Here is a 21,242-nt window from a genome sequence, read left to right as displayed (position 1 = left end):
GATCCCGCCGTCGAGCACGCCGACGACGGGATCACGGCGCTTCGAGCGCCACCCTGCACTAGGAGGGGACGGAAGGTCCGTATGGCATCAGGATTTCTTGAAGTCGTACTGCGGATACTTCTGGGACCAGGCGATGGCGGCCTCATCCTCCTTGCCCTCGCCATAGGTGTTGACGACCAAGTCCTCGAGGCTGCCATAGGTGGCCTCATCCATCTTGATGGAGCCGAGCCAGCTGGCGACCTCGGGATACTCCTGCGCGAATCCCTCGCGCCCCAGGAAATGGAGTCCTTCGCCCTTGCCGAAGGCCCCCTTGGGATCCTCCAGGTCGCGCATGTTGAAGGTGGTGTTCGCCCAGAAGGGGTGCCACAGGGTGACGACGATCTCCTGCTTGGCGTCAACGGCTTTCTTGAGCTCGGTGAGCATGCTCGCAGTGGAGGAAGTCAGGAACTTCATGTCCTGCAGCCCGTATGCCGGGATCACCTTCTCCTCGGAGACCTTGACCAGACCGGACCCTGGCTCGATACCGACGATCCGGTTGTCGATCTGCGAGGCGTGGGGCTTGATGTCCTCGATCGAGGCCATCGAGGAGTAGTCGGGGACCGACCAACACAGCTTGGCCGAGTCGTAGTAGGCCCCCAGGTCCTCGATGTACTTGCGGTACTTGTCCATATAGTCCTTGTGGGTGATGTCGGGCCATGCCGAGGGGTAGAGATCCACCGCCCCCTGGCTGAGTCCCGCGTAGAGCGGCCCGGCCTCGCTCAGGTCGGTCAGCTTGATCTGGTACCCGGCCTTCTCGAGCTGAGTCTTGAGCAGATGGGTCATGGACAGGCCATCGCTCCAGGACGGGACGAAGCCCAGCCGGAGCCGTTTGCTCCCGCCAGAGCTCCTGCCGCAAGCGGCCAGGGATCCCGCGGCCGCCAGCGAGGCAAGGGCGGTAGTGAACGTGCGGCGGGAGGTTCGCATGGCATTCCTTCGGTGGGCGCCCGGCGTCGGCGAGGGCGGAGCGGAAGAGCATTGTCGAGTCATGAGTCACCGCTTCTTGATGAGCGAGAGCAGCGAGCCCTCCTCCCGCGGCGCACCGAGAGCCGCGGTCACCCGGTCCAGGAAGATCGCCAGGAACACGATGGACAGTCCCGCCTCGGTCCCCTTGGCAATGTCGATAGTGGACAGGGCGTTGACGACTTCCTTGCCCAGGCCGTCGGCGCCGACCATGCCCGCGATGACGGCCATGGACAGGGCCAACATGATGACCTGATTGACGCCGGCCATGATGGTGGGGATGGCCAGGGGCAGCTGGATGCCCCGAAGGATCTGCCAGTCGGTCGCACCGAAGGAGCGACCCGCCTCAACGGTCTCCTTGTCCACCTGCTTGATGCCCAACTCGGTCATCCGCACCCCGGGGGGCATGGAGAAGATGAGCGTGGCGAACATGCCGGGAACCACTCCGATGGAGAAGAACAGGACTGAGGGGATGAGGTAGACGAAGGCGGGCATCGTCTGCATCAGATCGAGGACCGGGCGAATGACCGCGCTGACGTACTTGTTCCGGGCGGCCCAGATCCCCAAGGGGATCGCGAAGATGAGAGCGGTCAGGGTGGCGATGGTGACCAGGACCAATGTCTCCATTGCGTTGTCCCACTGCCCCAGGGAGATGACGAGCAGGAAGGTGACGGCGGTTCCCACCGCCAGCCTCCATGACTTCGCCACCCAGGCGATGAGCGCGAAGACGATCACCATGAGCAACGGCGGCACGGCCAAGAGCAGGTCCACGAGCGTGTCGTTGACCGAGGTCCCGGCATGGGAGACCACGGTGAGGAGGCCGTGAAGATGGTTCTGGATCCAGTCAATGAGGCCTTCGACCAGCTTGCCCAGAGGAATCTTGGGAATGAAGGTCTGTACGGGAATCATCAGGCGTCGGCTCCTTCGGCCTCGGTGGTCTCACTGGCCTCTCCGGCCTGCTCGTCGGTCTGCTCCGCCACGGCGTTCCGCGCGGCGTCATCGGCCTGTGCAGGCTCGGAGCTCTCGGCGTCCTCAGCGCTGCCGGCGCTCACACCCTGGTTCTGATCACTGATGGCCGCCAGCAGGGTGACACGTGGAATGACCCCGGAGATCCGCCCGTCGTCGTCGACGACGACGATGGGGGCAGCGTGCTGCGCGGCGTAGGAGAACAGCTCGTTGACGGGGGTCGTGTGCGACACGACCGGCATCTCGTGGACCGTGGATAGCGGCAGGATGTCGGAGCCCTCCTTGACCGCGCGGGCGACGTCGTCCTCCCAAACGTATCCGAAGGGCGTGCGGTCGCGGTTCTGCACCAGCAGCCATGAGGGCTGGTTCTCCCTCAGGAGCTTGTGGGCGGCGCGCGGGCTGCGGTCCGAGCCCAGGATCGCGTAGGGCGGTTCCGCAATGGAACCGGCCGTCAGCACCCGGGTGCGGTCGACGTCGGCCACGAACCGCGAGACGTAGTCGGAGGCGGGGTCTCGGAGGATCTCCTCGGCGGTACCGACCTGTTCGATGCGCCCGTCGCGCATCATCGCGATCCGGTCCCCCAGCCGCATGGCCTCGTTGAGGTCGTGGGTGATGAACAGGATCGTCTTACCGAGTTTGCCCTGAAGGTCGATGAGCTGGTCCTGCATCTCGCGGCGGATCAGCGGATCGAGCGCGGAGAAGGCCTCGTCCATGAGCAGGATGTCGGTCTCGGCGGCTAGCGCGCGGGCGAGTCCCACACGCTGGCGCATCCCTCCGGAGAGCTCGCCCGGCTTATAGCCGCCCCAGCCCTCCAGCCCGACCAGTGACAGGGCCTTCTCGGCCCGACGCTCGCGCTCAGAACGGCCGACCCCCTGGATCTCCAGGCCGTAGGCGGCGTTCTCCCCCACTGTCCGGTGCGGTAGGAGTGCGAAGTTCTGGAAGACCATGGAGACCCGCCTGCGGCGCAGCTCGCGCAGCTTCGACTTGGAGATGTGGGCCAGGTCCTCCCCGTAGAGGGTCATGCTGCCCGCGGTGATGGGAAGCAGGCCATTGACCATGCGGATGAGCGTGGACTTGCCCGAGCCCGACAGGCCCATGACGACGAAGATCTCACCCTTGTCAACGTCGAAGGAAGTGTCGATGACGGCGGCGGTCTGCCCCGACTTCCTCAGGTCGTCCCGCGTCTTGCCAGCCTTGAGCTTCTTGACTCCGTCAGACGATCGGCGACCGAAGACCTTGTAGACATGGTTGGCCTCTATTACTTTCACAGCACTCCTCGCGATCTAGACTCCTGGACCTGCACCGCAAGGAGGATACAGAGGCGGATTGTGAAGCCCGCTTCCAGGACCCTCGTGACGGCCACAAGCCCATTTCATGGTGCTGCGGAGCATTCGGGTGGTCAATTTGAAAGCACCCCAGGACCCTCGGATTCGCGGGCCGTTGGGCCTTGACACGCCTGCGGGCGTGGTTGGGGACACGCCCGACGAGCGGGACGAGGATCGCCTCACGAGTAGAGTCGGTCTCACCGATCCTCAGCGCCGGAAATGATTGAAACGCTCACGGATAACGAGGACTCCCATGAGCCATGCGCACCGACGAACACAGACAGGCCACATATCCAATGATTCGCACATCCGCAACTGGAGGATCTCAAACACCCTATAAGTGAGTATATTCACATTTTGTGTCGACGTTCGGCGCGGGGTGGACCTTCCGAAGATCTGACGTCGGATCAGATCGCGTCTCGGATCACAATGACGGGCCACGCAGTACACACCCCCCGCCGTCGACTACGGGAGAGAAGGGGCGGTTGGCGGTCTCATCACCCCACATCATGGCCGCAGGGCAGCGGGAAGCAACCGCACCTTGCCTCCCATCCGGGCGGGCCCCAGAACGGGCACCGCCCTCCATTTCAACAATTTTGTTGAGAAGCGAATCAACCGAAGCCACCCAAAGAACGCAGTTGTCCCAAACTACAAGAATGGTAGGATAAATCGCGCATTGACACCCCTCTTAGATAGGAGTTCCCCGATGAAAACCGTCGCCCGCATCTCTCTTGTCGCCCTCCTTCTGGCGGGCTTCGCCGCGCCGGCCAGCGCCGCGCCGACCACCGCCCCCGCGAAGCAGGACAACTCACCGACATTCATGGGCAGGGCATACAACGACTGGTGCCTCCTCTTCCCGCCCGCTCCGGCATGCAGCCGCTCAAAGTTCTGGTCATAAAATCACTGGCTCTTGAGGTGTTTACTCCTGCAACAAAACTCTGCAGGAGTAAACACCCTTGAGTTCATTCAAGGCAATCCCACCACCAACCATTACAGAACCAAAAACCGATAGTTAATTTATTCCCAGAATGCAGAGAACAAGTCTACTCTCCTTCTTTTGGGTGCGGTACAACAGATTTATGCCGCACTTGCGGAGAGTTACGCTGCTACTCACCGCCTCACTCATCACACTCCTCGACCTTCAAACTCTCCTCACCTCACCCGACCGAGTTTCAGTAACCTACGAAGTACTGCAGATCTTCACATTCATAATTTATATCTACATCAAAAAACTCCCTGTCGGCATGGCAGGATTTACAACAGTACTTGTACTGTCTTTCATAACGCCAAACATACACCCCTCATGGGGATGGATCCTCGTCTACGCCATCATAGTCGACCTCATTGCAACAGACAGGATTCGCTTAGCAATCCTTGAATTTTCGATTCTATTTTTGGCGCAAATTAGCGGCGAATACGCATTAACTAATATTCTGGCCCCAACCATCTTATGGGGCCTTATGTGCTCAAGTATTGGAATTATACTGCGACGAGCCAAGGAACGCTTGGAGCAGATACAACAGGAGGCGGAGCGTTCCAAGGAGATCGCTGCCGAGCTCATTCAACAGCTGCGCCGTGACATTGCTGACAGTCTCCACGACGACCTGGCCGCCGACCTCACCCGTATGCTCATCATCTCCCGCTCCATCAAGATTCCGAACGGTGACGACCGCGACCGCATTCTCGATCTGCAGGACCGTACCCAGCAGGCCCTGTCCCATTTGCGCCTGCTCATTCACAACCTCGCCGTCTCCCAGGGGCTGCCCAAGGAAGAGCCCACCCTTCAGGAGATCATCGATTCCAGCGCCGCCACGCTGTCCCAGCGCGAGATCGTCCTGGATGCGGACCTCGACGGCATCGAGAAGATCCCATCATTGCACCGCTCCGAACCCGGCCGGCTCCTGGTAGCCTTCATTCGCGAGAACACCCTCAATGCCCTCAAATACAATTCCCCGCACGACCTCGTCTCCCTCTTCGTGGAACACGAGCAGGACACCCTCTTCATCAGTTGCAGCTCTCCTTGGCGGGCGCAGGAGGTCCCCGAGGAGATGCGCGGAGGGTACGGTTTACTGGCGCTCCAGGATCGGTTCGAGAGCGCCGGGGGTTCACTGAGCTCCAACCGGATCGGAACCTCCTGGACCGTTCTCGCCAGTCTCCCCTGGAACGAGATCGCCATACCGACCACTAATGCGAGATCCCTCATGTCACCGCCGGAAGGAGCCGCTTATGCCTAGCCACACCTTGCGTTCCCTGCGAGTCCTCATCGTCGATGACGATCCCGTCATCCGTACCACTTTTGCCGAGCAACTCGATGCGCAACGGGCCATCACCGTCGTGGCCGCAGCTTCCGGGGGAAGACAGGCCATCAGCCTGCTCATGACCGGGCAGCAGCCGATCGACGTCGTCCTGCTGGACAGCGACATGCCGGATATGGATGGGGCCCAGACCGCGAAAGCGATCTACCAGCGCTTCCCCAAAATGCCTATTGTCATGTTCACCGTTTTCAGCCGCGACGAAATGCTCGCCGATGCCCTGGCAGAAGGCGTCAACGGATTCATCACCAAGGATGAGAGCACGGAGAACGTCGCCGCTGCACTTCTCCGCGCCAGCCGAGGCGAACCGGTCATGTCCTCGCGCCCCACGGAGATGCTCGTCAACGCCTACCAGTCCGAGCAGCGCCGTCGAACCGCTGAGGCCCGCACCCAGCAGTTGGTCGCCGAGCTCCCGCCTCGGCTTCAGGAGGTCTACGCCTGTCTCCTGGAGGGTCTGACCAACCGCCGCATCGCCAGGAGGCTCGACATCTCCGAGAACACCGTGCGCATCTACGTCTCCGAGGTCCTCCACCGCCTCGGTCACACCTCGCGCACCGAGCTCATCGCCGCTGCCCTGGGAAACTGAGCGAGTTCGACCGGCCCTACGCTGGGGCCATGAACGCCAGCCCTGCCCCATTCCGCCCGCTGCCGCACCGCGTCTCGGAGATCTTCGATCCCTCCCATTGGCGCGAGGTGCCCGGCTTCCTCCACACCAAGGCCGGTGGCCCACTGTCGCAGGAGGCCCTCACGGACGTCACCTACCACCGGGGATGCGTGCGGGACGGGGACGGCACCTGGCTGCGGGATCTGCCGGTGGTCCGGGTAGCTTTCAACCGCCCCGAGGTGCGCAACGCCTTCCGCCCCCACACCGTCGACGAGCTCTACCGGGTCCTGGATCATGCGCGCATGAGTGGCGACGTCGGCGCCGTCATACTCACCGGTAACGGTCCCTCCCCGCGCGACGGCGGTTGGGCCTTCTCTTCCGGGGGCGACCAGCGCATCCGCGGCCGGGACGGCTACCGCTACGAGCGCGACCAGGCGTCCGCTGCTCCCGAGACGACGACTGGGGCCACCGGCGATGCGGACGATGGCGCCTACAGTCACGAGGCTGACGTCGCCGCCGCCCAGGCCCGCCTCGACACCGCGCGGGCCGGCCGCCTCCACATCCTGGAGGTCCAACGCCTCATCCGCACCATGCCCAAGGCCGTCATCGCCGCTGTGCCGGGCTGGGCGGCCGGCGGCGGGCACAGCCTCAACGTCGTATGCGACCTGTCCCTGGCATCCATCGAGCACGCGCGTTTCAAACAGGCCGACGCGGATGTCGGCAGCTTCGACGCCGGCTACGGCTCCGCGCTCCTGGCCCGCCAGGTCGGGGACAAGCGCGCTCGCGAGATCTTCTTCCTGGCCCGCACCTACGACGCCGTCACCGCCGAACGCTGGGGGGTCATCAACGAAGCGGTCCCCCACGCCGAGCTCGAGGAGCGGGCCCTGGAGTACGCGGCCACCGTGGCAGGAAAGTCCCCGCAGGCCATCCGCATGCTCAAACTCGCCTTCAACCTGGCCGACGACGGCCTGGCCGGCCAGCAGGTCTTCGCCGGCGAGGCCACGCGCCTGGCCTACATGACCGACGAGGCCGTCGAAGGGCGCGACGCATTCCTCCAGCGCCGCACGCCCGACTGGTCTCCCTTCCCGTACTATTTCTGACCCTGAGCCGCCGTCGAGACCGCATCTCAAGGCTTACGGTCGATATATCGACGACATTCCGATTCATAGCGAGTACCGGAATGGGGAGAATATTCTGAAAGGGAATTCACGCTCTCAGAATTCTCCGCAGACTCCTGCCGGAGACGGTAAAAGAAGTACTCATCATCTTCTGCTCATCGCGACGGCCACCGCCCTCTCCGGCCGCCCCTCCAGCCGGACCTCAGGAAACCGCGGAATGCCGGGAAATTACCCCAGGCGCACTGACGTCCATCAGTATCGAGGCCGAGATTCTCAGAGTGATTTCACTGTTAACTGCATCACGATTTGGGTGCTCGTTTCACCATGCCGCTCCTCGGCCAGCCGCTAGGCGGAGTCCCCGGCAGGACTGGCCGAGGGCCCGGGGGACGGTGAACCGGTCGCGGTGCCGGCCCGGTCGGAGTCCTCGCTCACCCGCAAGGTAACCAGAGGCGGCGTCGTCGGCTGGACCGATCCGCCGGTCGGCTCCATGGTGATGACGATCTGCTGGCCGGGCTTGGGCATGATGTCGAGGAAGGAGAAACCGGCACCGTCGCGGGGGTCGTAGACGCCCAGCGAGGTGGTCGCCTCCCCCTCTTTGAGCCAGACCTGGAGACTGCGCTCACCGGCCGACTCCTTCATGGCAGCCGGTAGGGTCAACGCGGTCATGCTCATATCCCGAGACCAGGTGAGGGTCGCGACGTGGCCGTCCGGCATCGTGTCGGTCACCCGCTGGACGTCCTGGGCCTGATTGAGGTGGGCGTAGTGCTGGGTGGGGGCCATGGAGTCCATCGCCTCGTCGACCGCGCCCCGTGCGCTCCAGCGCCCCACGCCGACCCCGACGCCGAGCAGGACCACGGCCGCGGCCGCCCGTATCAGGCCGGTGCGCCAGGAGGAGCGGCGCCCGCGGCGTGCATCGAGAGAGACAACGGATGAGTTCACCGAGCCGGCCGAGCCGGCTCCATGTCCATCGGTTCCATGCTCAGCGACAGGCTCCGCGGAAGAGTTCACCACGGAGTCGCCGTCGGCGTCACCGCCGGTCTCATTGGCGCCCTCATCAGCAGTGCCGACGGCCTCGTCAACTTGATCCGTCTGCGGCTCGCGCGCGATGGCCTCCAACAGGGAAGAGCGGATCTCGGCCGGCGGGGCCACGGGCCTGAGCGAGGCCCCGAGCAGGGCGCCTGTCTCCGAGTCGAGCTCATCGTCGAAGACCTCGACGTCGTCGATGGCCCTGACGCCATCGAGCCCCCCGGCGCCCGGCGCATCGGCACCGCCGTTGATGGCGCCCTCGTGAGTCTTGTCGCGGTCGCTCATGACTGCACCCCCAGCTCTCGTCGTAACCGTGCCATTCCGTCCCTGATGCGGGTTTTGACCGTTCCCAACGGCGTATCCGTGCGGCGGGCGATCTCGCGGTGGGTCAGGCCGGTGAAGTAGGCCAGCTCGATGGTGGAGCGGTAGGGCTCCCCCACTGCCTCGAGCGCCCGGTGCACCTGCTCGCCCACGAGTCTGTCCTCGACCTGTTGGATTGTCAGGTCGACGTCGGGCATGTAGTCATGCCACCGGCTCTCCCGGTCCCGGGAGGATTGGGAGGAACGGACCCGGTCGATGGCCCGGCGCCTGGCCATGGTCACTAGCCAGGCACGGGCGCTGCCCCGGGTCGGGGAGAAGGAGCCGGCCGTGCGCCACACCTCGAGGAAGACTTCCTGGAGGACCTCCTCGCTCTGGGCGTGGTCGACGACGATCTGCAGGATCAGCGCGAAAAGGCGAGAGGACCAGGCGTCGTAGAGGCGGGCGAAGGCGTCGGCATCGCCGTCGGCCACCTGTGCGATCCACTCCCCCTCGGAGCTGCTGGAACTGCTGCTTGTCACAGGGGAATGGTAGGTGAGCCCGCGGGCGGGGACGGTGCGCGTCCCGGTCCGCGGTTCCAGCGTCACCAGGCTCATCGCATCGTCTCCTCGGTCGTCCCTGCCGTCACTGTCGGATCACCCGAAGGTGAAGGAGTACAGCTGCAGCCCGGGCGATGCCTCCAGCTCGAGCTCGCCTGATCCCGCCTCGTCGGTGTGGACCAGTTCCATCCCGTTGGGAACGCCGGAGACGTGGGTGGTGCGGGTTTGTCCGTTGACCGTCCAGGTCAGGTCTCCCTCCCCGGAGACGACGAGGTTGACCTGCTTGCCGCGGTAGGACAGGCGCAGGCGGCCCTTACCCTCAACCGGGGCGATGGACTGCGGCTCAACCTTCCATGTGCCGTCCAGGGCGAAGGTGTCGGCCTGAAGATGGGAGGGGAAGGAGAAGGAGTGCTGTCCCTTGTGCAGGGCGCCCTGTGCGAAGCCGGAGGCCCGGTCCGAGCCCAGGTAGGTCTCGGGGGTGCGGGGGCTGTTCGTGCCCGCGTCGTCGTTAGCCTCGGAGAAAACGGGTGCGGGCAGGGACGCGTTCGGATCGGCCTGCTTGAGCAGTTCGCGGATGTGCTTCTCCGTGGTGGCCTCCCCGCCTTCGCCGACGTGGGTCTGGCGGACGTTGCCCTTAGCGTCGGCCAGGTAGTGGGCGGGCCAGTAGTGGTTGTCGAAGTTGGTCCACGTGGTCAGGTTGGAGTCGACGGCCACCGGGTAGGTGATGCCCAGGCGCTCGACGCCACCGCGCACATTGTCGACCTCCTTCTCGAAGGCGTACTCAGGGGAGTGGACGCCGATCACCTGCAGGCCGTACTTGGCGTAGGTCTGGTGCAGCTTCTCGATGCCGGGTACGGAACGCTGGCAGTTGATGCAGGAGTAGGCGAAGAAGTCCACCAGGGTGACCTTGCCGGCACGGTCCTTCTGGGTCAGGGGCTGGTCGCCGGGCGTGTTGAGCCAGGCCACCGCACCCTCGATGGCGGGTAGCGGCCCGCAGTCGCCGAGCTTGGCGGCTCCAGGCCTGCAGGGTCCAGAGGAGGAATCACCGTGCAAAAGGGAATCAGTGCGGGATTGGAGGGAGGCCGTGTAGTCGGGCAGACGGCGCTGGAGAGCAGCCGGGGCGTCCAGGACCAGTGCCACGGACAGGCCGAGCATGACGACGCCAGCGGTAACGCGGATGGCGCGCTGACGGGTGCGGAAGGCCCGGATCCGCTCCGTGATGCCGCGCCCGGCCAAGGCGAAGGCCAGCAGCGGGATCGCCGTGCCGATGGCGAAGGACAGGGCCAGTGCGACGGTGTCGACGCCGATCCTCCCCGTAGCACCCGCCACGGCGACGGCCGCCAGAACCGGGCCGGCGCAGGGCACATAGGCGGCCCCCAGCACCAGGCCGAGGAGGAACCCGTTCGAGGGGTTCTTCGAACCGCCGAAGCGCTGGAAGCGCGCGAAGGGGCGCTCCAGGATCTCCATGACCCTCGGCAGCATCATGCCCAGGCCGATGAGGGCGAGCATGACGATGCCGATCCACCGGATGAGGTCCTGCGGCAGGTGGAGAAGGCTCAGCAGGGTCGACCCCAGAAGCGTGAACGCCGTGAAACTGACCACAAGGCCGGTCACCACGAGGTAGGGATGAAAACGGGAGACGGGGCCGCCGCCGGACTCCTCTCCGTCCCCACGTGCGCCCTGCGCTCCCGCGGAGAGGAGGATGACGGGGAGCACGGGCAGGACGCACGGCGAGATGCCCGTGATAAGCCCTCCGAGCAGTCCGATGACCACCAGACTAGAGATGGTTGTCACGATGATTCACCCTTTCGGTCCGTTTGTTGTTGCTAGTCTCGAAAGTGGTTCGGAGCCATCGGCAACGGGGATTGTCGAACAACCACATAGCCGTCTATGACGATCGTCACTTACGACGGGCGCCGTCGGACTCCCACGTGAAACGTCTGCAAACAGCACGGACGACGGCGACTCCGGATCCGCAAGAGCGGGTCGCCTCTCAGTGACTCACAGTGATTCACGCCGACCCGCACTGACACCGCACCAGCAACCGCATAAGGAGAACTCATGCGATCCACCGCTACTCGTGCCAAGGCCTTCGCCGCCTCACTCCTCATCGTCACCGCCGGACTCGGTCTGGCCGCCTGCTCCGGCTCCGGCTCGAGCAATTCGACCACTCCCGCCACCGACCAGACCGCCGGCAAGAGCAGCGACGGCGGCGCCGCGACCCCCAGCGCCGACAGCAAGATGTCCGGCGGTGCCGACAACAAGGGCGGCGTCGAAGGTTCCGCGAAGCCCGAGGGCGGCGACCAGCAGGGCGGCTCCGAGGGCGGCGACCAGCAGGGCGGCTCCGAGGGCGGCGACCACCAGGGCGGCTCAGACAGCACCGCCACCAGCCAGCAGGGCGGCTCCGTTCAGGGCGACAACCACCAGGGCAACGGGGGTAGTGGCAGCAACCAGCAGGGCGGCTCCGCGAAGCCCGACAGCGGCAACGAGCAGGGCGGCGGCAACTGAGCCCACCATCCATTTGACGGGGTCCTCCTCATGTTCTACCCTTTCAATCCCCTCTCCAGCACACGTGGGACACGGCCAGCTGTAGATCACGACAGCGTTGCGGTCGGACCACTTCTCATGCCAGGCTTCCGGAGGCCGGGTCGGTGGACAACGGACGACCAAGACACCGTTCGAACTGCAAGCCGTCCACCGACCCGGTCACTGCCCTGTCCGCTCCCCCGATCCCCCGGAGGCGCCCATGATGTCCACCCTGTTGGAAAAGACCGACCCCACGCGGCGACGGATCGGAACCGCAATCGTCGTCGGCATCATCGGAGGGCTCTTCTCCGCCATCGTTAAGTTCGGATGGGAGGTCCCTTTCCCGCCCCGCACCCCGGAGCGCAACGCCACGAACCCACCTCAGAGGCTCCTGGAGCAACTGGGGATGACCTCGGAGCAGTCCCACACCGGCGTCACCTTCAACGGCAACGAGGGCCTGCCGATCTACTCCTTCATCATCCACTTCAGCTTCGCGATCGTCTTCGCCCTCTTCTACTGCGTCATGGCGGAGTACTACAAGTCGATCACGCTGTGGCAGGGGGCCGCCTTCGGTCTGCTCGTGTGGGTGGGGGCGCACCTGGTGCTTATGCCGCTGACGGGCACGGTTCCCTCGCCCTTCCCATGGGTCGCCGGCGGGCAGACCTGGGCGGAGCATTTCTCCGAGGCGCTGGGGCACGTCATCTGGCTGTGGTCCATCGAGCTGGTGCGCCGCGACCTGCGCAACCGCATCACCCACCAGCCCGATCCCTGGATTCCACTCGATGCCGAACCGGCCCGCTGAGCCACAGCGGCTTCCCGCCACCCCCACAATGTGGGCTGCACCGTTATTTCGGTGCAGCCCACGTCATTTGGCAACGTCGTTAAGCGACTCCAGGACGGGTGTCGCCTTGCCGTAGATATCCCTTGTACTCCGCCCAGTCCACAATCTGGCGCCAAGCCAGTGCCACACGCCTTGCACCTGCGAGCCCAGACACGCCAACACCTCGCAAACCTGGAATCTGAGACCCCCTAGCAGTCATGATCGGAGGGTAGTAGGTATTCAAGAATTCTTCACCCTCACCTTCCTCCGGCTCCCATGATCTCCAGTCAGAAGACACGCACAGAGTTGCTGTGACTGCACCATTCGATGCAGTACGCTTCAAAAAGCTACCCCACCTGAAATCAACCCAAGAGACGTCTCGGGACCACCACCAGAAAACTATAAACCTGTGCAAGTGCAGCCCTTCAGAATCCACTACCAAATAACTGAAAAGCAGGAAGAAAGACATGAAGAAGATAAGAAGGATAACCGCCACAAGCAGGACATGAAACCATCCATCAGATGTCGACAGATCAAATAAGGGCAGTCCTTCCTCTAACATACTAGAAAAGGAGGTGTACCCCACTCCACCAAACATCAAGATGAGAAACAACGCGCTCCCCATCATTCCCGGAGAACGCAGAATCGTCAGAACCAGACGATCCCGAGAGCACCAACTACGAGGAATGCGCGTCTGCGGCTCATCGCTTTGCACACCATCGAGAGACATTATGACCCCCTTCCGATCACGGACGCCGATCATCAAACATATTCACGTGGCTCAGATCACAACATCTTAACGTGTGCTTCACTTCGACACGCCGGTCTCACATGGGATCACGACAGGTTGGCGGAGTCGGAGAAAACCTCACAGAGTGATGATGACGGTAGCGGCTGCGAAGGCGATGCCGTAAGCCAGCTCCAGAAGTCCTGCGTCACGCAGGGAGCCGATGAGGTCGCGGCCCCTGGCATCAGCGCGAACAGGGGCGGTGGCTCGACGGACCAGTGGCAAGAGCAGGAGCGGCACACCCACTGAGATCAGCAGGCTCAGCAACGGGCTGACCCGCCCCCCACCGTCGGCGGGACTGGCCGATCCGGCATCACGCGCCCATAGGAGCCCGACCGCTCCCAGGAGGAGAGGCAGGTAGAGCATGGCAGAGAAGGCGCGCCGCGCCCCCTGCTCCCCCAGGCGGACGGCCAGGGTCATCTTGCCGTGGCGGGGGTCGGTGTCGATGTCGCGCAGGTTGTTGACCATGAGCAGGGAGCAGGCGAGCAGGCCGATCCCGCAGGCCGAGGGCCACAGCCAGCCCGGGACCGTGCCGGCCTGGACGTAGGTGGTTCCCACGGTAGCGACCAGGCCGAAGAAGACGAACACGAACACTTCCCCCAGGCCAGCGTAGCCGTAGGGGCGGGGGCCTCCGGTGTAGAACCAGGCGGCCGCGATCGCCGCAGCGCCGATGATCAGCAGCCACCAGTGTCCGCTCAGGACCACCAGGGCCAGGCCCAGGAGGGCTCCCAGTCCGAAGCAGCCGAAGGCGGCGAGCTTGACCGTGCCGGGGGCGACCTGCCCGGAGGCGGTCAGGCGGGGCGGCCCGGAGCGATCGTCGTCGGTGCCGCGCACGCCGTCGGAGTAGTCATTGGCCAGGTTGCAGCCGACTTGCAGCGCCAGGGCCACGCCCGCGGCCAGGAGGACACGCACTACCGAGAGGTTCCCCATCGCGGCTGCGGCCCCGGCGCCCAGGATGACGGGGGCGACGGCGGCAGGCAGGGTGCGCAGGCGCACTACCTCCGCCCAGCTGGTGGCGCGAGGTCCGCCGTCCTGTGCGCTCTCGACGCTCACGACTCTCTCCAATCCTCTAGGGTAGGCGGCAGCGACCCTACCAGCGCCACCACCGGTGCCGGCACTCTCACCAGCACTGTCATCATCAGGAAGACCCCGTGACAGCCGCAGCTTCCCGTCCCCGCGCCCCTTCGGGCGATCCCGCACCCGGGCGCCCGGCGGATGTCCCCTCGATGCGCGAGCGTGCCCTGGGGGCGCTGACCGGTCTGGCCCTCGGCGACGCGCTGGGCATGCCCACCCAGTCCATGAGCCCGGAGCAGATCCGCCAGCACTACGGCACCATCACCGGCCTGCGCAGCGCCGTAGCCGAGCAGCCCATCGCCCCCTCGATGCCGGCGGGCAGCGTCACGGATGACACCGAGCAGGCCCTCATCCTGGCCGGCCTCCTCATCGACGGCGGCGGTCACATCGACCCCCACCGGTTCGCCGATACCCTCCTGACCTGGGAGGACAACGTGCGCGCCCGCGGCTCCTTGGACCTGCTGGGTCCCTCCACGAAGCTCGCTCTGGAGCGGGTGCGCGCCGGTGCTGACCCGCGCCGCACCGGTCGGGAGGGCACTACCAACGGCGCCTCCATGCGAGTAGCCCCGGTGGGCATCGCCTTCTCCCTGAGTACCGCGGACGACGCTCTGGCCCGGGCCATTCACGACTCCTGCCTGGTCACCCATGACACCCGCCAGGGCTTCGAGGCTGCCGGGCTCATCGCCGCCGCGGTCAGCGCGGCCATCGACGGAGCCGACGCCGAGGCCGCCCTGGAGGCGGCGCTGGACTTCGTGGCCGCCCATCCCGGGAGGGGCCACTGGACGGAGAAGGCCTCCGTGGTGGCCCGCGCCCGCTTGGCCCTGGAGACGAGCAGGAACCTGCATGATGACGCCCTGGCCAACTATTTGCGCGAGTATGTCGGAACCTCGGTGGAGTCGGCGGAATCGGTCCCCTGTGCCCTGGTCGTGGTGCGCGAGTTCGCGCAGCGCCCCCTGACCGGCCTGTGCTTCATCGCCGAGCTCGGGGGCGACACCGACACCATCGCCGCGATGGCCGGGGCGATCCTAGGAGCAAGCGCACCTCGTCTTCTTCCCGCCGAGCCGGTCGGCCAGGTGCTGGAACGCTCGGGCCTAGAACTCGGCCCGCTCTGCGAGGCCCTGCTCGCTATCCGCTCCGGGGGCGGCGGGAGGTCCCAGGAGGTCATCTCAGACGGGAGGCGGTCATGACCGGGCGGGTCATTCACACCGGTCAGGTCGTTATCGACCTGGTCCTACGGGTCGAGGCGCTTCCCGAGCCAGGCGCCGATGTGTTCGCCGACGAGGCCGCCATGGCCGTCGGCGGTGGCTTCAACGTGCTGGCGGCTGCCCGCGGGCTCGGCGTCGAGACCCTGTATGCCGGGCCGCTGGGCGAGGGACCCTTCGCCGAGGCGGCTCGGCAGGCCCTGGAGGCGATCGGGGTGGACCACGTCGGGCCGCTCGTACCGGGCGACCAGGGCTACTGCGTGGCCATGACCGATGCGCGAGCCGAGCGCACCTTCGTCTCCACGCGCGGCGCCGAGACCCGGGGGCCGCTCGACGCCTTCAACCACCTCGAGGTGCGCGGCGACGACGTCGTCTACATCTCCGGCTACTCCCTGGCCGATGAGGCCTCCAGGGTCGCGCTGGAGCGGCTGGTGGGACGGCTGGCACAGGACCGGGTGGGTTGCCGGGCGCTGTTCGACGTTTCCCCCATGGTCGGCTCAGTTCCGCTGCCCGCGCTGGAGCGCATCGGCGAGCTGGAGCCCATCTGGTCTCTCAACGAGCGGGAGTCGGGTCTGCTCGCCGCCCGTCTGGGGTCGGCGGTGGAGGTCGGCGACCACGCCAGCACCTGCGAGGCGCTGTCGGGCCTGCTCGGGACGGTACTGGTACGGGCCGGGGAGCGGGGCTCCTGGTTCGCCGACGGCGGTTCGGCGACCCGAACCCCGAGCATCCCGGTGACGCCCGTGGACACGAACGGCGCTGGGGACGCGCACTCGGGGGTCCTGGCCGCCGCGCTGGCCCGCGGCACGGACCTGGCGACGGCCCTGCGCTGGGCGAACATCGCCGGCGCCCTGACGACGACGCATTTCGGCCCGGCGACCTGCCCGAGTGAGGCGGAGATCAGGGCCCTGGCCTAAGAAGCTCGCTGGGCTCGACGGGCTCTGCGGCTGCGGCGAGGAGCCGGGCGACCGCGCGCCGGTCGACCTTGCCGCTGGGGCGCAGCGGCAGGGCCTCCAGAACGACGATCCGCTTGGGGGCATGTGCGCCGTCCAGCCGGGTGCGGACCGCCTCGCGCAGGGCCTCGCCGTCGGGGCCGCCTCGGTTGCCGGGCGTCTCCTGCCCGGCTGCGGGTTCGAGTACGACGGCGGCGACGACCACGCTGCCCCACTGCGTATCCGGCAGGCCGACGGCGCAGGCCTCGGCCACCGTATCCAGGCCGGTGAGGGCCTCCTCCACGGTGCGGGGCTCGACCTTGACGCCGCCGGTGATGATGACATCGTCCAGGCGGCCCAGGACCTCCAGGCGCCCATCGGAGCGCAGCCGGCCCCGGTCCGAGGTGGCCAGGACGCGTTTACCAGCGCTTTTGAGAAAGCTCCCGCCGGCGTCGTCGGCCGCGCGGTCGGCGGGTTGCAGGTAGCCCTCGGCCAGGACCGGACCGGAGATGAGGATGCGGCCTGCGCCTTCGGCGTCGGGGTTCTGGATGGAGAGCTCGACGCCGTCCAGGGGGCGGCCGTTGTAGACGCAGCCCCCGCCGGTCTCGCTCATGCCGTAGGTGGTGACCACGCGGATGCCTGCCTGCCGGGCTCGGGCCAGCAGCGCCGGGTCCACGGCGGCGCCCCCCAGGAGAACGGCGTCGACCTCGGTCAGGGCGCGGCTCGCCGCCGGCTCGCGCAGGACGCGCACCAGTTGGGTGGGGACCAGGGAGACGTAGAGGCGAGTCGCAGCAGAACCGGCAGCGGGGTCGGCAGTCGGAGCGGCGGAGGGCCGGGCCGAGCGCAGGGCCTCCGCGAGCGCCGCCGGGCTGAATCCCGTGCTCGTGTCCACTATGACGGGAGCGGTTGCGGCTATGAGGGAGCGGATGAGGATCTGCAGGCCGGCGACATGGTGGGCTGGCAGTGGCAGGAGCCAGGTTCCCGGGCCGCCCAGGCGATCGTGGGTGGCGCGGGCGGAGGCCACTAGGGCGGCGGCGCTGACGGCGATGAGCTGTCCGGTGCCGGTGGTGGAGCCGGAGGTGCGCAGGACGAGGTCGGTGCGCGGGGGGACTCGGGTGATGCGGCGCACCAGGTCGGCCCGGGCGCGGTCCCCATCCTCGCCCGGGCCGATGGGCACGAGCAGTGGGAGGGGCGGTGCGGTTCTCCCCCTTTCTTCGTCCCCGCCTCGATCCGCGGTACCGGCGGCCGGCCAGCCGCCTTGGGCCGTCAGCAGGCCTCGCCGAGCGAGGCGCTCGGCGAGGACGGCGCGCAGGGCGTCGACATCGTTGGGGGCGGTTCCACCGGTCATGAGGCGGAAGGCGGGCGGGGCGGGCACGGGACGATCGTGCCACGCCTTCGGAGGGAGGGATATGCGCAGATGCAGGGGCCTGCAGGACCGTGCGGCTCGGTTAGGGTTGGCGCATGCGTATCGTCCTCCCCACCGTCCTGGCGTTCGCCCTGACGCTGTACGCCCTGCTGGACTGCGCGCGCACGCCGGAGGAGAGCCTGCCGGCGCGGATGCCGAAGTTCCTGTGGATCATGCTCATCGTCGTGTTCCCAGCCGTCGGGCCGATCGCCTGGATCATCGTCTCGCGGGTCAAGGCCGCCGAGGAGCGCGGCGGCTATGTGGAGCCCACCGTGTGGTCCTCCAGGGAGGGCACGACCTTCCGTCGCCCGGAGCGGGCCCGGCCCATGGCTCCCGACGACGACCCCGAGTTCCTGCGGGACCTGGAGCAGGACATCCGTCGTCGTAAGCACCACCCGGAGAAGTCCGTCGACGGCGGCGATGGCGATACGGGGATCGGGGACGATACCGGGAAGGATACTGGGCAGTCCGATGCCGGAGATGCTGGCGGCACCAACCGGCCCGACACCGATCAGCGCTGAGAAACCGGGGGAAGACCGGGACTAGGACGTCGGGTCTCAGACGATCTCAAGGAAGGGCCTTCTGCGCTTTGGGCCAGGGACCCGTGTCGACGTCGTAGCCGTGGGCGGCGGCGTGGATGAGCCAGTCGTCCGGCATCCAGGCACGCCCCACGATCTGAGGGTGCTCGGGCATGTAGCGCACCGACCACAGGATGAGGACGAGCTCGGCCCACTGGGCCCGGATCTTCAGGCGCACCGAGCCGGAGGCGTTGGCGGCGGCGATGACGATCTCCCCGGTGGCGGTGAGCCGGACCTCCTGGATGTCGGCGTAGGAGATGGGCATGACGCCCTCCCCCGTACCCAGGTAGATGCCGTGGGTGGAGACGGTCAGGCGGGCGGCGGCCAGGTGGCGCCACTTCTCAACGGCATCGGCCTCGGCGGCGCGGCGGCGCCGGTGGTTGAGGTAGGCCTGTCCGCCGAAGAAGGCGGCTGTCAGGGCCAGGCCGACGGGGCCGCCGGCAAGGAAGAAGCCGCGGGAGGGGTTGTAGGCGGCGTCCCCGCGCCGCCACATGAGCAGCTCGGCGTCGCAGGTGGCCAGCATGACCTCACCGGATCCCAGGGCCGGGCGCACGGGGTCGATGGCCGGTGAGACCGGGTTGGGTTGCCGGCCCTGTCGGGTGGCGGTCAGGACGGCGGCGGTGTGCCACCACACGAAGTCCTGCCCGGTCCAGGGGCGCCTCGGGGAGGGCCGCCGGGCCCCGGTGCGCGTCACCTCGCCGGATGCGGCAGACCGGTTGCCGGTGCGCACGACCTGGCCGCCGACAGGGCGCGAGGGCGGCTGCTGGGTCACCGCGCCGCCTCGGTGCTGTTGGCACTGTTGTCGCTGTTGTCGCTGTCGGTGTGGAGGGGCCGGCCGGTGGCGGCCCGGGCGGCGGAGGTGCCGGGCACCATATCGCGGGCCTGGCGCAGCAGGTCTCCGGCCGGCTCCCAGTAGGCCAGCCCCACCAGGGTGCGGTCCTCGAAGGTCAGCGAGGTCAGGGAGGCCAGGGCGCACTGGCGCCGGCGCGGGTCATGGGCCAGAGAGCGTCCTTCCAGGAAGAGGCGCAGCGACCAGACGGGCAGCTGATGGGAGACGAGAAGAGCCTCGTGGCCCTCGGCGATGCCCAGCGCGGAGACGACGGCGCCGCGCATGCGTTCGACGATCTCGCGGTAGGGCTCGCCCCAGGAGGGGCGCAGCGGGTTGACGTAGTTGCTCCAGTTGGCGGGGTGGGCCAGGATCCAGCGGTTGCGGTTGACGGCCACGCCCTCGAAGCGGTTGCCCGCCTCGATGAGCCGGGCGTCCGTCGTCGGCGTCAGGCCGAAGGCCGCGGCCGTGGGCGCTCCGGACTCGCGGGCCCGCTCCAGGGGCGAGGTGATGACCCGGGTGATGTCGTGCCCGGAGGCGGACAGGACATCGGCGACCTGCTGGGCCATCTGGTGGCCCAGGGTCGACAGGTGGTAGCCGGGCAGGCGGCCGTAGAGGAGGCCCTCGGGGTTGTGCACCTCGCCGTGCCGCATGAGGTGGATCGTCGTGCGCGCCATGCGGTGATTCTCGCACGCCCGTCCACCTCGGTCAGCCACCGGGTCCCGTAGGGTGTTCCCCATGACGACTCGCAGTGCCTGGGGTCTCGGTCTGGCGACCGTAACCGACGACGGCAACACCCTTGACGTGTGGTACCCCCGCCCGGTTCTCGGCGATGAGCCCGAGGACGGCCATGCCGACCTCCTGTCGACCCTGAGCGCCATGGAGCGCCGCGATGAGGCCCGCGGCGTACACACCACCGTGGTGCGCACCTGGGCCGATCTCGACGACGCCCCCCAGACGGTGGCCGGCGCCTACCTGCGCCTGCACGCTCTGTCCCACCGCCTGACCAAGCCCAACACCGTCAACCTGGATGGGATCTTTTCCCGCCTGCCCAACGTGGTGTGGACCTCCGCCGGCCCCTGCCGCGCCGAGGACTTCGAGACCACCCGCACCCGCCTGCGCGCCGCTCTGGGGCGCCCGGTACAGGTCCACTCGGTGGACAAGTTCCCCCGCATGACCGACTACGTCCTACCCTCGGGCGTGCGCATCGGCAATGCCTCGAACGTGCGCCTGGGCGCCTACCTGTCCGAGGGCACCACGGTCATGCACGCCGGCTTCGTCAACTACAACGCCGGGACGCTGGGCCGCTCCATGGTCGAGGGCCGCATCTCCCAGGGCGTCATCATCGGTGACGGCTCCGACGTCGGCGGCGGCGCCTCCACCATGGGCATGCTCTCGGGCGGCGGCCGCCAGCGCGTAGCCCTGGGCGAGCGCTGCCTGCTGGGCGCGAACTCGGGGCTGGGGATCCCGCTGGGTGACGACTGCGTCGTCGAGGCTGGGCTGTACCTGACGGCCGGGACGAAAGTCTCCCTCATGCCGCAGGGCGGCGTGGTGCCCGGCAGCCACGGCCTGTTCAAGGAGCCGCGCGTGGTCTCGGCCCGCGAATTGGCCGGTGCCTCCAACGTCCTGTTCCGCCGCAACTCCCAGTCCGGTGCCGTCGAGGCGCTGGCCCGCGGCGGCAAGGGCATCGAGCTGACCTCGCCACTGCAAGCCAACCAGTGAGCCGCTGAGCCGGAGCCTCCCCGTCTGCACGTCTGACACCACTGAGAGCCTCTTCCGAAGGCACGAGCCCCTGGTCCAGTCGATACTCAGGGGATCGGTAATACTCCCATGGCGCTATATGAAATCGTGATTAAATGAGATGATCATCTTGTTCGACTGTGTTTCT

Annotated in this window: 20 protein-coding genes; 10 read left to right on the top strand and 10 right to left on the bottom strand. The window is 66.9% G+C overall.

Features of this window, described 5'->3' with window-relative positions; all coding sequences use genetic code 11:
• Window positions 1-87: 87 nt before the first annotated feature.
• The 3 genes from FK256_RS02440 to FK256_RS02430 all read right to left on the bottom strand — a co-directional run bounded on the left by FK256_RS02440 (window position 88) and on the right by FK256_RS02430 (window position 3,233).
• Entirely contained in the window at window positions 88-963 is an 876-nt protein-coding gene (locus FK256_RS02440) for a glycine betaine ABC transporter substrate-binding protein (protein WP_009234139.1), read from the bottom strand.
• A 66-nt stretch (window positions 964-1,029) separates the two neighbouring features.
• On the bottom strand, window positions 1,030-1,908 hold the full coding sequence (locus FK256_RS02435) for an ABC transporter permease (RefSeq protein WP_009234140.1): 879 nt from the start codon (window positions 1,906-1,908) through the stop codon (window positions 1,030-1,032).
• Window positions 1,908-3,233: a quaternary amine ABC transporter ATP-binding protein gene (locus FK256_RS02430; RefSeq protein ID WP_141423555.1), complete on the bottom strand. Its 1,326-nt coding sequence runs from the start codon at window positions 3,231-3,233 to the stop codon at window positions 1,908-1,910. Before FK256_RS02430 ends, FK256_RS02435 begins: the two co-directional genes overlap by 1 nt.
• Before the next feature lie 763 nt (window positions 3,234-3,996).
• On the opposite strand from FK256_RS02430, the gene FK256_RS02425 reads away from it, so the two are divergent.
• The 4 genes from FK256_RS02425 to FK256_RS02410 all read left to right on the top strand — a co-directional run bounded on the left by FK256_RS02425 (window position 3,997) and on the right by FK256_RS02410 (window position 7,306).
• Window positions 3,997-4,188 carry a hypothetical protein gene (locus FK256_RS02425; RefSeq protein WP_009234142.1) on the top strand — a complete coding sequence of 64 codons (192 nt, stop codon included), beginning with the start codon at window positions 3,997-3,999 and terminating at the stop codon, window positions 4,186-4,188.
• A gap of 607 nt (window positions 4,189-4,795) precedes the next feature.
• A complete protein-coding gene (locus FK256_RS14530; protein ID WP_021607955.1) occupies window positions 4,796-5,524 on the top strand; it encodes a sensor histidine kinase in 729 nt (242 codons plus the stop codon).
• The gene (locus FK256_RS02415) at window positions 5,517-6,188 is read left to right on the top strand and encodes a response regulator (protein ID WP_009234144.1); all 672 of its coding nucleotides are present in this window, start codon (window positions 5,517-5,519) and stop codon (window positions 6,186-6,188) included. Before FK256_RS14530 ends, FK256_RS02415 begins: the two co-directional genes overlap by 8 nt.
• A 29-nt stretch (window positions 6,189-6,217) precedes the next feature.
• Entirely contained in the window at window positions 6,218-7,306 is a 1,089-nt protein-coding gene (locus FK256_RS02410; RefSeq protein WP_141423554.1) for a 1,4-dihydroxy-2-naphthoyl-CoA synthase, read from the top strand.
• 363 nt (window positions 7,307-7,669) lie between these two features.
• Here FK256_RS02410 and FK256_RS02405 read toward each other — a convergent pair whose 3' ends face one another.
• Genes FK256_RS02405 through FK256_RS02395 form a run of 3 tightly spaced genes read right to left on the bottom strand, consistent with a single transcriptional unit; the run spans window position 7,670 to window position 11,001 of the window.
• A complete protein-coding gene (locus FK256_RS02405) occupies window positions 7,670-8,635 on the bottom strand; it encodes an anti-sigma factor (protein WP_141423553.1) in 966 nt (321 codons plus the stop codon).
• Window positions 8,632-9,264 (bottom strand): sigma-70 family RNA polymerase sigma factor, encoded by a 633-nt coding sequence (locus FK256_RS02400; protein ID WP_141423552.1) that lies wholly within the window; start codon window positions 9,262-9,264, stop codon window positions 8,632-8,634. The genes FK256_RS02405 and FK256_RS02400 overlap by 4 nt, the downstream gene beginning before the upstream one ends.
• A gap of 39 nt (window positions 9,265-9,303) precedes the next feature.
• Window positions 9,304-11,001 carry a cytochrome c biogenesis protein CcdA gene (locus tag FK256_RS02395; protein ID WP_211343508.1) on the bottom strand — a complete coding sequence of 566 codons (1,698 nt, stop codon included), beginning with the start codon at window positions 10,999-11,001 and terminating at the stop codon, window positions 9,304-9,306.
• Between the two features lie 267 nt (window positions 11,002-11,268).
• On the opposite strand from FK256_RS02395, the gene FK256_RS02390 reads away from it, so the two are divergent.
• Window positions 11,269-11,715, top strand: a complete 447-nt coding sequence (locus FK256_RS02390) for a hypothetical protein (protein ID WP_141423551.1) — start codon at window positions 11,269-11,271, stop codon at window positions 11,713-11,715.
• A gap of 238 nt (window positions 11,716-11,953) precedes the next feature.
• Window positions 11,954-12,535, top strand: a complete 582-nt coding sequence (locus FK256_RS02385; protein WP_141423550.1) for a YagU family protein — start codon at window positions 11,954-11,956, stop codon at window positions 12,533-12,535.
• Between the two features lie 886 nt (window positions 12,536-13,421).
• Here FK256_RS02385 and FK256_RS02380 read toward each other — a convergent pair.
• Window positions 13,422-14,393 (bottom strand): 1,4-dihydroxy-2-naphthoate polyprenyltransferase, encoded by a 972-nt coding sequence (locus FK256_RS02380; protein WP_141423549.1) that lies wholly within the window; start codon window positions 14,391-14,393, stop codon window positions 13,422-13,424.
• A gap of 98 nt (window positions 14,394-14,491) precedes the next feature.
• On the opposite strand from FK256_RS02380, the gene FK256_RS02375 reads away from it, so the two are divergent.
• The gene (locus FK256_RS02375) at window positions 14,492-15,601 is read left to right on the top strand and encodes an ADP-ribosylglycohydrolase family protein (RefSeq protein WP_425321571.1); all 1,110 of its coding nucleotides are present in this window, start codon (window positions 14,492-14,494) and stop codon (window positions 15,599-15,601) included.
• Window positions 15,598-16,530 (top strand): PfkB family carbohydrate kinase, encoded by a 933-nt coding sequence (locus FK256_RS02370; protein WP_141423548.1) that lies wholly within the window; start codon window positions 15,598-15,600, stop codon window positions 16,528-16,530. The genes FK256_RS02375 and FK256_RS02370 overlap by 4 nt, the downstream gene beginning before the upstream one ends.
• On the opposite strand, the gene FK256_RS02365 is transcribed toward FK256_RS02370, so the two are convergent.
• Window positions 16,514-17,920: an AMP-binding protein gene (locus FK256_RS02365; protein ID WP_141423547.1), complete on the bottom strand. Its 1,407-nt coding sequence runs from the start codon at window positions 17,918-17,920 to the stop codon at window positions 16,514-16,516. The two genes, FK256_RS02370 and FK256_RS02365, sit on opposite strands and share 17 nt — an antisense overlap.
• 86 nt (window positions 17,921-18,006) lie before the next feature.
• Here FK256_RS02365 and FK256_RS02360 point away from each other — a divergent pair, with 86 nt between their 5' ends.
• Complete coding sequence (locus FK256_RS02360; protein WP_141423546.1) at window positions 18,007-18,471, top strand: PLD nuclease N-terminal domain-containing protein; 465 nt, start codon at window positions 18,007-18,009, stop codon at window positions 18,469-18,471.
• Between the two features lie 46 nt (window positions 18,472-18,517).
• Here the strand turns inward: FK256_RS02360 and FK256_RS02355 are convergent, their stop codons facing one another.
• Together FK256_RS02355 and FK256_RS02350 are read right to left on the bottom strand one after the other, a co-directional pair.
• Window positions 18,518-19,300, bottom strand: a complete 783-nt coding sequence (locus FK256_RS02355) for a hypothetical protein (RefSeq protein WP_244936102.1) — start codon at window positions 19,298-19,300, stop codon at window positions 18,518-18,520.
• On the bottom strand, window positions 19,297-20,031 hold the full coding sequence (locus FK256_RS02350; protein ID WP_141423545.1) for a histidine phosphatase family protein: 735 nt from the start codon (window positions 20,029-20,031) through the stop codon (window positions 19,297-19,299). Before FK256_RS02350 ends, FK256_RS02355 begins: the two co-directional genes overlap by 4 nt.
• 61 nt (window positions 20,032-20,092) lie before the next feature.
• Here FK256_RS02350 and dapD point away from each other — a divergent pair, with 61 nt between their 5' ends.
• Window positions 20,093-21,076 (top strand): 2,3,4,5-tetrahydropyridine-2,6-dicarboxylate N-succinyltransferase, encoded by a 984-nt coding sequence (dapD, locus tag FK256_RS02345; RefSeq protein ID WP_021607396.1) that lies wholly within the window; start codon window positions 20,093-20,095, stop codon window positions 21,074-21,076.
• The last annotated feature ends 166 nt before the right edge of the window (window positions 21,077-21,242 follow it).

This window comes from Actinomyces johnsonii, assembly GCF_006546835.1.
GTDB classification, from domain to species: domain Bacteria; phylum Actinomycetota; class Actinomycetes; order Actinomycetales; family Actinomycetaceae; genus Actinomyces; species Actinomyces johnsonii.
The sequence above is the reverse complement of the archived record's forward strand: the minus strand, read 5'-3'. Positions and strand labels throughout refer to the sequence as shown.

Coding starts and splice junctions, on each gene's coding strand:
- FK256_RS02405 (WP_141423553.1), bottom strand. CDS start 8,635: ATGAGCGACCGCGACAAGACTCACGAGGGCGCCATCAACGGCGGTGCC.
- FK256_RS02425 (WP_009234142.1), top strand. CDS start 3,997: ATGAAAACCGTCGCCCGCATCTCTCTTGTCGCCCTCCTTCTGGCGGGC.
- FK256_RS02385 (WP_141423550.1), top strand. CDS start 11,954: ATGATGTCCACCCTGTTGGAAAAGACCGACCCCACGCGGCGACGGATC.
- FK256_RS02370 (WP_141423548.1), top strand. CDS start 15,598: ATGACCGGGCGGGTCATTCACACCGGTCAGGTCGTTATCGACCTGGTC.
- FK256_RS02435 (WP_009234140.1), bottom strand. CDS start 1,908: ATGATTCCCGTACAGACCTTCATTCCCAAGATTCCTCTGGGCAAGCTG.
- dapD (WP_021607396.1), top strand. CDS start 20,093: ATGACGACTCGCAGTGCCTGGGGTCTCGGTCTGGCGACCGTAACCGAC.
- FK256_RS02440 (WP_009234139.1), bottom strand. CDS start 963: ATGCGAACCTCCCGCCGCACGTTCACTACCGCCCTTGCCTCGCTGGCG.
- FK256_RS02415 (WP_009234144.1), top strand. CDS start 5,517: ATGCCTAGCCACACCTTGCGTTCCCTGCGAGTCCTCATCGTCGATGAC.
- FK256_RS02360 (WP_141423546.1), top strand. CDS start 18,007: ATGCGTATCGTCCTCCCCACCGTCCTGGCGTTCGCCCTGACGCTGTAC.
- FK256_RS02390 (WP_141423551.1), top strand. CDS start 11,269: ATGCGATCCACCGCTACTCGTGCCAAGGCCTTCGCCGCCTCACTCCTC.
- FK256_RS02400 (WP_141423552.1), bottom strand. CDS start 9,264: ATGAGCCTGGTGACGCTGGAACCGCGGACCGGGACGCGCACCGTCCCC.
- FK256_RS02410 (WP_141423554.1), top strand. CDS start 6,218: ATGAACGCCAGCCCTGCCCCATTCCGCCCGCTGCCGCACCGCGTCTCG.
- FK256_RS02350 (WP_141423545.1), bottom strand. CDS start 20,031: ATGGCGCGCACGACGATCCACCTCATGCGGCACGGCGAGGTGCACAAC.